Source organism: Chryseobacterium sp. BGARF1, assembly GCF_001677955.1.
GTDB lineage: Bacteria > Bacteroidota > Bacteroidia > Flavobacteriales > Weeksellaceae > Chryseobacterium.
Genome location: NZ_LELA01000247.1, coordinates 1 through 266 on the forward strand (window position 1 = coordinate 1; position 266 = coordinate 266).

Annotated in this window: 1 rRNA gene; it reads right to left on the reverse strand. The window is 50.4% G+C overall.

The annotated features are described in order from the left end of the window. Positions 1 to 266: ribosomal RNA gene (locus AB671_RS21875) — 16S ribosomal RNA — on the reverse strand; the annotation flags it as partial.

The window sequence follows — 266 nt, forward strand, 5'->3', positions numbered from 1 at the left end:
ATATTCCTCACTGCTGCCTCCCGTAGGAGTCTGGTCCGTGTCTCAGTACCAGTGTGGGGGATCACCCTCTCAGGCCCCCTAAAGATCATTGACTTGGTAGGCCGTTACCCTACCAACTATCTAATCTTGCGCGTGCCCATCTCTATCCACCGGAGTTTTCAATATCAACTGATGCCAGTCAATATATTATGGGGTATTAATCTTCCTTTCGAAAGGCTATCCCCCTGATAAAGGTAGGTTGCACACGTGTTCCGCACCCGTACGCC